The following is a 7,596-nucleotide window of genomic DNA, read 5'->3' as shown; positions in this document are numbered from 1 at the left end:
CCCCCCCCCCCCGCCCCCCCCCCCCCCCCCCGCGGCCCCCCCCCCCCCCCCCCCGCCCCCGCCGTGTCAGCCCGCACCCGCCCTTTCGGCCCCGGCCCGCCGCGTCAGCCCGCGGCCGGCCGGAAGCGGCGACGGTACTCCGTCGGTGTCGTGCCGAGCCTGCGGCGGAAGGCCCGCACGAGGGTGTCCGTCGTGCCGAACCCGCAGGCGGACGCTATGCGTTCGAGGGTGTCGTCGGTGGACTCCAGCTGGTGGCGCGCCCGTTCGACCCGGGCGGACTCGACGTAGACGCCCGGTGTCGTACCGAGTTCGGTCCTGAAGATCCGGGTCAGCTGCCGCTCGCCGACATGCGCGTACGCGGCGAGTTCCGCGACGCCGAGCCGTTCGCCGAGGTGCTCGGCCACGTAGTGGCGCAGGTCCTCGACGCGCCGGGTCGTGGAGACGGGATCGAGGGGCACGCTGAACTGGCTCTGCCCGCCGGGCCGTTTCAGGTACATCACCAGCTGCCGGGCGACCCGCAGCGCGACCTCCTCGCCGAAGTCGTCGGCGACCAGGGCGAGCGACAGGTCGAGGCAGGCGCTGATCCCCGCGCCGGTCCACACCGCGCCCTCGCGGATGAAGATCGGGTCGGCGTCGACCTCGATGGCCGGGTGCTCCTCGGCCAGTTGCCGCGCGGTGGACCAGTGCGTGGTGGCGCGCCTGCCGTCGAGCAGTCCGGCGGCGGCGAGGATGTGCGCCCCGACGCAGACCGACGCCACCCGGCGGGCCCGTCCGGCGAGGGTCCGCACCCGGTCCACCACCGCGGGGTCGGCGACGGCGCGGACGCGTCGCTGCCCGTCGATCTCCACCGAGCCGGGCACCAGCAGGGTGTCGATGCCGCGACGGGCCACCTCGTCGAAGGTGGCGTCGGGCAGGACGCGGACGCCCGAGGCGGTGGTGACGGGCGCCGACGTCTCGGCGACCAGGGCGACTTCGTAGCCCGCCGTGCCGCCGGTCTCGCGCCGCAGCAGGGAGAACACCTCCGGCGGCCCGGTGACGTCGAGCAGGTCGACGTCGTCGAAGAGGACGATGACGACGAGTCGTCCGTCGGTGTTCATGATGCTCCGTCGGGTCGGGCGGGCCGGGGGCCGGCCGGGAAGGCGGCGGATCCGGTCGCGGTGATGTCCGGATCTGCATGTTAGACGTCATTGCCGACGTGCCGTCACCGCCCGTAGGTTCTCGGAGGGAGCCCGCCGAGAGGGGCGGGCGACCTGATCCGGCACACGTATCGCATCGCGTATCCGTACGTGTGCGCACCCGCGCACCCGCGCATCACTGCACGTGCTCACACCTCCATACCCGTATGCACACGTATCCAGAGGGAAGGACCCACCCATGGCCCGCACGACCCTGCGCGCACTCAACGGCTTCGACGAGACGCCCGCCGCGCTCGCCGACTCCACCCTGATCCTGGTCGACTACCAGAACACCTACGTCGGCGGCGTGATGGAGCTGGACGGCTGGCAGGCCGCCCTCGACAACGCCGCCGCGCTGCTCCGCCGGGCCCGGGAGGCCGGGGCGAAGGTCGTCCACGTCGTCAACGACGGCGGCCCCGGCACCCCGTACGACATCCACGCCGAGATCGGCCGCATCCACCCGAGCGTCGCCCCGGCCGAGGGGGAGCCGGTCGTCGTCAAGAAGTTCCCGAACTCGTTCGTCGGCACCGATCTCGCCGACCACGTCGACGCGGCCGGCCGCAAGGACGTCGTCGTCGCCGGGTTCATGACGCACATGTGCGTGCTGTTCACGGTGGAGGGCGCGTTCCTGCGCGGCAACCGGCCCACGGTGGTCGCCGACGCCTGCGCGACCCGGCCGCTGCGCGGAGCCGGCGCCGAACTGACCGCCGAGCAGATCCACCACGGCGCGCTCGCCACCGTCGCCGACCTCTACGGCGTCGTCGTCGCCTCGCAGAAGCACCTGGCCTGAGGCCCGGCGGCCACAACGGGGGAGCGTACGATCGTACACTCCGGAGGGTACGATCGTACGCATGCCCACCGACTACTTCGCGGACGACCCCCGGACCAATCTGGAGCGCATGCTCGCCGGTGATCTCTACATCGCCGACGATCCCGAGATCGCCCGCCGGCAGCAGCGGGCGGTGCGGCTGGCCGCCCGCTACCAGGCCGCCTACGCCGAGGACGCCGACGGCGCCCGCCCGGTCCTGGTGGAACTGCTGGGCGCGCTGGGAGAGGAGGCCCATGTGCGACCGCCGCTGTACGTGGACTACGGGAGCAACATCACGATCGGCGCGCGCACCTTCGTCAACTACAACCTCACCGCGCTCGACGTCGCGGCCATCGTCATCGGCGAGGACTGCCAGATCGGCCCGAACGTCCAACTGCTCACCCCCACCCACCCGCTGGACCCCGAGCCCCGCCGCGACAAGCTCGAAGCGGCACGGCCCATCACCCTCGGGAACAACGTGTGGCTCGGCGGCGGCGTCATCGTGCTGCCGGGTGTGACCATCGGGGACAACGCGGTGATCGGCGCCGGTGCGGTGGTCACGAAGGACGTCCCCGCCGACGTGGTCGCCGTGGGCAACCCGGCCCGCCCGGTCCGCGGCCTCTGAGACCGCGGGAGCACCCATGGCCACCGGACACACCGATCCGCGCCGCCGCGAGCGGATCATCGGCGCGGCCCTCGACCTGATCGCCGAGGAGGGCCTCGCGGCCGTCTCGCACCGCAAGGTCGCCGCCCGCGCCGGGGTGCCGCTGGGCTCGATGACGTACCACTTCGACGGCATCGACCAGCTGCTCCGGGAGGCCTTCGGGCGCTTCACCGACCACATCGTGGCCGTCTTCGACGCGTATCTCGGCGCCGCCGCCGGTCCCGACGAGGCGCGGGCCGCCGTGGCCGGCCTCGTCCACGCGCTGTCCGAGGGAGACCCGCGCGACCTGGTGCTCACCCAGGAGCTGTACACGCTCGCCGCGCGGCGGCCCGCCTACCGGGAACTCACCCAGGAGTGGACGCTGCGCAGCCGCACCCACCTGGAGAAGCACTTCGACCCCGACACGGCCCGCCTGCTCGACGCCATGATCGAGGGCCTGACCCTGCACCGCGCCCTCACCGGCGACCCCCACGACCGGACGCTGACCCTGGAGGCCGTCACCCGCATCACCACGGGCGGCGACGCCGCCGCGCCCACCCCGCCGCCGGAGGGCGGGCGGTGAGGGACTACCGTCCCTACCGTCCCAAAGGGGACCTGTACCGACTCGTCCCTCGGTGGGCCGAAGGAGAACAATGCGCGTGATCGCCTTGGCGACGACCGGCCCGTCGGCCGGGAGCCCGGCGCAGCCGACCCCGGGCCGGCTGCTGTCCTCCTGGCAGCTCGACGTGCCGGCGCTCGTCCTGGTGCTCGTCCTCGGCGGGCTGTACGGCTGGGGCGTGCTGCGGGTGCGCCGCCGGGGCGGGGCCTGGCCGCCGGCCCGGCTCGCCGCCTTCACGGTGCTCGGCCTCGGCGCGCTGGTGGCGGCGACGATGTCGGCGCTGGCCGTCTACGACCATGTGCTGTTCTGGCCGGCCGCGGTGCAGAACGTCCTGCTCGACCTCGTCGCGCCGCTCGGCCTGGCCCTCGGCGACCCGCTCCGGCTCGCCGCCGAGGCGCTGCCCCCGGCCGGGGCGGCCCGGGTGCGTCGGGCGCTCTCCGGCAAGGCGGTGCGCGTGCTGACCTTCCCGCTGGTCAGCACGGCTCTGGTGCTCACCACGGAACTGGTCGTCTACTTCACGCCGTACTTCGCCACCGCCCTGCGCGTGGGCTGGCTGCACGAGCTGATGTACCTGCATCTGCTGGCGGCGGGCTGTCTGTTCGTCGTGCCGGTGCTCACCCACGAGCAGGCGCTGCCCGCCTGGTGCACGCATCCGGTGCGGGCCGCCCTGGTGTTCCTGGACGGCATCGTCGACGCGGTGCCCGGGGTCGTGGTGATGACGCACGGCACGCTGATCGCGGGCGCCTGGTACCTGCACCACGCCCCCGCGTGGTCGCCGGACGTACGCCACGACCAGCAGATCGGCGGCGGCGCCATGCTGAGCATCGCCGAACTGGTCGCGCTGCCCTTCCTGCTGGCGATCCTGGTGCAGTGGGCGCGGGCCGAGCGCGTCCAGAACGCGGCCCTGGACCGCCGCCTGGACGCGGAACTGATCCGCGCCGCAGCCCCGGCCGCCGCCGAGCACCCCGGACACCCGGAGGAGACCGCGCCGACGGCGCCCGCCGATCGCGTACGGCCCTGGTGGGAGACCGAGCGGAACGACGTGGCCGACCGCATCCGCCGCCAGCACGACCACTTCTGACGCGGACCGTTCGGGCCGGGTCCTCCGTCGGCCCGACGCCTCTCGAACACCCTTGCCGAGCCACCCCCGGCCACTCCTGCCCCCGGCCACTCCCGCCCCCGGCCCCCGCCCCCGGCGCCCCGACTGGCCCTGACCGCCCCGACCGGCCCTGACCGCCCCGCCGCTCAGCCCGTGCCCGGCGCGGCCGGCCCGGCGCCGAGAGCCGACACCGCCGCCGTAGCCAGCCGGACCGCCTGCCGTGTCACCGCCGTGAAGTCGTCGCCGGACTCCACGGCCGTGGTCGCCGCGTTGACGAAACCCTGGAGCAGCCGGGCCGTGCGGTGCGGCGCGTCGTCGCCGAGTTCGGCCAGCGCCGCGATCAGGGGCTCCAGGATCTCCGCGTGCGCCTCGGCCGCGCCCTCCCGCAGCACCGCCGCGTCCCGGTCCCCGGCCAGCGCCTGGGCGATCCGGTGCTCGCCGTCGCGGACCAGGGTCAGCTGCGCGCGCACATAGGCCGCCACCCGCTCCTCGGGCGTGTGGGCGCCGGCCATCTCGGCGCGGATACGGGCCGTCCAGCGCGGCGTCGCCGCCCGCACCACCTCCGCCAGCAGCTCGCGCCGGTCGGCGAAGTACTTGTACACGCTGTTGCGCGCCAGCCCCGTACGGGCGGCCACCGCCGCGAAGGTGACGGCCGAGGCGTCGCCCTCCAGCAGCAGTTCGCCCGCCGCCGCGACGAGCGCCGCACGCTGCTGGGCGCGGTGGTCGGCGACGGAGGCGGCACGGATCTTGGGCACGCCCGCCAGTGTAGAAGCCCGCGCGCCACGACGGAGCACGGCCGCCCGCAGGCCCCGGGGCGCCCCGCCTGCAGGCCCCAGGAGCGCCCCGCCCGCGGGCCCGGGCGCGCCCCGCCCGGAACCCCGAGGCACCCCCGCTCGGAAGCGCGGAGCACCCCCACTTGGCGACGCCGTGTCCCCATCTTCTATCTTGGCGACACAGTGTCCCCAAAACTCTCGCTGGAAGGCCCCCCGTGTACTTGGCCCTGCTCGAACTGAAAGCGGCCCGCGGCCGTTTTCTCCTCATGGGCGGCGTCGTGGTCCTCGTCGCCGCGCTCGTCGGCATCGTCAGCGGTTTCACCACCGGACTCGGCGACGACACCATCTCCGCGCTGCGCCGGCTCCCCGCCACCCATCTCGCCTTCGCCCGCGGCGCCGACTCCGACCAGTTCGCGCGCAGCCTGGTCGACGGCCGCGCCCTGGACGGCTGGCGCGCCCGCGAGGGCGTCCGGGCGACGCCCCTCGGCGTGTCCATCGCCCGCGGCACCACGAACCGCAAGGTGGAGGTGGACTTCGCCGCGTTCGGCATCGAGCCGCGCTCCTTCCTCGACCCCGGCTCCACCTCCGGCCGCGCCCTGTCGGCCGCCGAGCCGTACGGCATCGTCGTCTCGCAGCAGCTCGTCAAGGACGGCGTACGGATCGGGGACACCCTCGCCGTCGACCGCCTCGGCATCACCCTCACGGTCCGCGGCGCCACCGGCCGCTCCTCCTACGGCCACGTCGCCGTCGCCTACCTGCCCGTCACCGCCTGGCAGCGCATCCGCTTCGCCACCCCCGGCGTCGCCGCCACCACCGCGCCACCGCCCCGGCAGTACAGCGCCGTCGCCCTGCAAGCCGCACCGGGAGCGGACCTCGCCGCCGCCGACCGGGCGCTCGGCACCGGCACCCGGACCGTCGAGGCCGCCTACGCCGCCGCGCCCGGCTACACCGGCGAACGCGTGACCATGACCTCCATCCAGGCGTTCCTGTACGCCATCGCACCCCTCGTCGTCGGCGCCTTCTTCGCCGTGTGGACCGTGCAGCGGCAGCCCGAACTCGCCCTGCTGCGGGCCCTCGGCGCGTCCCGGCGCCGCCTCGTGGGCCACACCCTCGGGCAGGCGGCGGTCGTCGTGGGCGGCGGCACGGCCCTCGGTGCGGCCCTCGCCGCCGGACTGGGCCTGCTGGTGGGCTCTGAGGTGCCGTTCAGCCTGCCCGGCGCCGCGCTCGCCGCCACCATGGGCACCGTCGTGCTCGTGGGCCTGGCCGGAACCGCCGTCATCCTGCGCAAGGTGACCACCGTCGACCCGATGACCATGCTGGGAGCCGGCCGATGAGCCTCGAACTGTGCGACGTGACCGTGACCCTCGGCCGCGCCGAGTCCCGTACCACCGCCCTGCGCGGGGTGAGCGCCGGCTTCGCGGCGTCGGCCCTGACCGCCCTGGTCGGCCCCTCCGGGTCCGGCAAGTCCACCCTGCTCGCCGTCGCCGGCGCCCTGCTGCGGCCCGACTCGGGGCAGGTGCTGCTCGACGGGCGGGACATCGCCCGGCTGTCCCCGGCCGAGCAGGCCCGGCTGCGCCGCACCCGCATCGGCTACGTCTTCCAGAGCGGCAACCTGCTCAGCGGCCTCACCGCCCTCGAACAGCTCCTCGCCGCCGCGTCCGTCGCCGGACGCCCGCCCCGCGCGATGCGCCCGCGCGCCGAGGAACTGCTCGCCGAGGTCGGCCTCGCGCACCGGCTGCGGCACCGCGCCGACCAGCTCTCCGGCGGCGAGCGGCAGCGCATCGCCCTCGCCCGGGCGCTCCTGCTCGAACCCGGACTGCTGCTCGTGGACGAGCCCACCGCGGCCGTCGACCGGGAGCGGGCCGCCGGCATCGTGGATCTCCTCGCCACGACGACCCACCGGCACGGCTGTGTGACCGTGGTCGCCACGCACGACCCCGTGGTGACGCGGGCCGCCGACCACGTGGTCGACATGACCCGCCTGCACACGACGTCGGCCGCCGCGTCCTGACCGGACCCCGCCGTCACCCGACCGGGCCAACGCGCCCGCCCGGATCAGAGCGGACCACGCTGCTCGGGCCGGGTCCCGAACGGGGCCCGGGCCGCCGCGCGGCCCGTCTCCGGCACAGGGAAACCGCGCCGCGCGGGACACGGCCGCCGCGCACCGGTCCCCGGCCGGGCGCACGGTCCGCCCCGCGGCCGTGGCGCGCCCTGCGCCGGGAGGCGGCCGGGCCGCCGCCGGCCTCGCACCCGGGAGCGACCGCCCCCGCGTGCGCCCGGCGTACCGCCCGCCCGCGCCCCGGCACCGCGCCCCACCCGCCGCCGGGCGCATCGGCGGCACCGCCCCGCTCCCGCACCACCGCCCCGGCGCACCGACCCACCACCCCGAGACATCCACCGCACCCGATCGGGGCCCGCGTCCGGCGCGCGCCGCACATCGCACCCTTGCACACTGCAAGGGCGGGTACCCGGCTCTGCG

Annotated in this window: 8 protein-coding genes; 6 read left to right on the top strand and 2 right to left on the bottom strand. The window is 75.5% G+C overall.

Translation table 11 applies throughout. The annotated features are described in order from the left end of the window. Positions 1–104: 104 nt before the first annotated feature. Positions 105–1,097 carry a GlxA family transcriptional regulator gene (locus K7787_RS26730; RefSeq protein ID WP_169438819.1) on the bottom strand — a complete coding sequence of 331 codons (993 nt, stop codon included), beginning with the start codon at positions 1,095–1,097 and terminating at the stop codon, positions 105–107. 277 nt (positions 1,098–1,374) lie between these two features. Here K7787_RS26730 and K7787_RS26725 point away from each other — a divergent pair, with 277 nt between their 5' ends. The 4 genes from K7787_RS26725 (at position 1,375) to K7787_RS26710 (ending at position 4,326) form a co-directional block, all read left to right on the top strand. Continuing rightward, positions 1,375–1,965 (top strand): cysteine hydrolase family protein, encoded by a 591-nt coding sequence (locus tag K7787_RS26725; RefSeq protein WP_164390124.1) that lies wholly within the window; start codon positions 1,375–1,377, stop codon positions 1,963–1,965. Between the two features lie 61 nt (positions 1,966–2,026). Further along, on the top strand, positions 2,027–2,608 hold the full coding sequence (locus K7787_RS26720) for a sugar O-acetyltransferase (protein WP_019983425.1): 582 nt from the start codon (positions 2,027–2,029) through the stop codon (positions 2,606–2,608). A gap of 16 nt (positions 2,609–2,624) precedes the next feature. Next, positions 2,625–3,209, top strand: coding sequence for a TetR/AcrR family transcriptional regulator (locus tag K7787_RS26715; RefSeq protein ID WP_223003229.1), 585 nt, complete (start codon positions 2,625–2,627; stop codon positions 3,207–3,209). Between the two features lie 70 nt (positions 3,210–3,279). Next, positions 3,280–4,326, top strand: coding sequence for a cytochrome c oxidase assembly protein (locus tag K7787_RS26710; protein ID WP_223003228.1), 1,047 nt, complete (start codon positions 3,280–3,282; stop codon positions 4,324–4,326). Positions 4,327–4,490: 164 nt separating this feature from the next. Here the strand turns inward: K7787_RS26710 and K7787_RS26705 are convergent, their stop codons facing one another. Beyond that, a complete protein-coding gene (locus tag K7787_RS26705; RefSeq protein WP_223003227.1) occupies positions 4,491–5,099 on the bottom strand; it encodes a TetR/AcrR family transcriptional regulator in 609 nt (202 codons plus the stop codon). Between the two features lie 233 nt (positions 5,100–5,332). Between K7787_RS26705 and K7787_RS26700 the strand changes: the two genes are divergently transcribed. Continuing rightward, positions 5,333–6,451 (top strand): FtsX-like permease family protein, encoded by a 1,119-nt coding sequence (locus K7787_RS26700; protein WP_223003226.1) that lies wholly within the window; start codon positions 5,333–5,335, stop codon positions 6,449–6,451. Beyond that, positions 6,448–7,128: an ABC transporter ATP-binding protein gene (locus tag K7787_RS26695; RefSeq protein WP_223003225.1), complete on the top strand. Its 681-nt coding sequence runs from the start codon at positions 6,448–6,450 to the stop codon at positions 7,126–7,128. Before K7787_RS26700 ends, K7787_RS26695 begins: the two co-directional genes overlap by 4 nt. Positions 7,129–7,596: the final 468 nt, after the last annotated feature.

This window comes from Streptomyces sennicomposti (assembly GCF_019890635.1).
In the GTDB taxonomy this organism is placed as follows: Bacteria; Actinomycetota; Actinomycetes; order Streptomycetales; family Streptomycetaceae; genus Streptomyces; species Streptomyces sennicomposti.
Note: the sequence above shows the minus strand (reverse complement) of the source record. Positions and strands in the feature narration are given on the sequence as shown.

Bases quoted from the DNA above. Each gene is read 5' to 3' on its own strand.
- K7787_RS26730 (WP_169438819.1), bottom strand. From the start codon at position 1,097: ATGAACACCGACGGACGACTCGTCGTCATCGTCCTCTTCGACGACGTC.
- K7787_RS26725 (WP_164390124.1), top strand. From the start codon at position 1,375: ATGGCCCGCACGACCCTGCGCGCACTCAACGGCTTCGACGAGACGCCC.
- K7787_RS26720 (WP_019983425.1), top strand. From the start codon at position 2,027: ATGCCCACCGACTACTTCGCGGACGACCCCCGGACCAATCTGGAGCGC.
- K7787_RS26715 (WP_223003229.1), top strand. From the start codon at position 2,625: ATGGCCACCGGACACACCGATCCGCGCCGCCGCGAGCGGATCATCGGC.
- K7787_RS26710 (WP_223003228.1), top strand. From the start codon at position 3,280: ATGCGCGTGATCGCCTTGGCGACGACCGGCCCGTCGGCCGGGAGCCCG.
- K7787_RS26695 (WP_223003225.1), top strand. From the start codon at position 6,448: ATGAGCCTCGAACTGTGCGACGTGACCGTGACCCTCGGCCGCGCCGAG.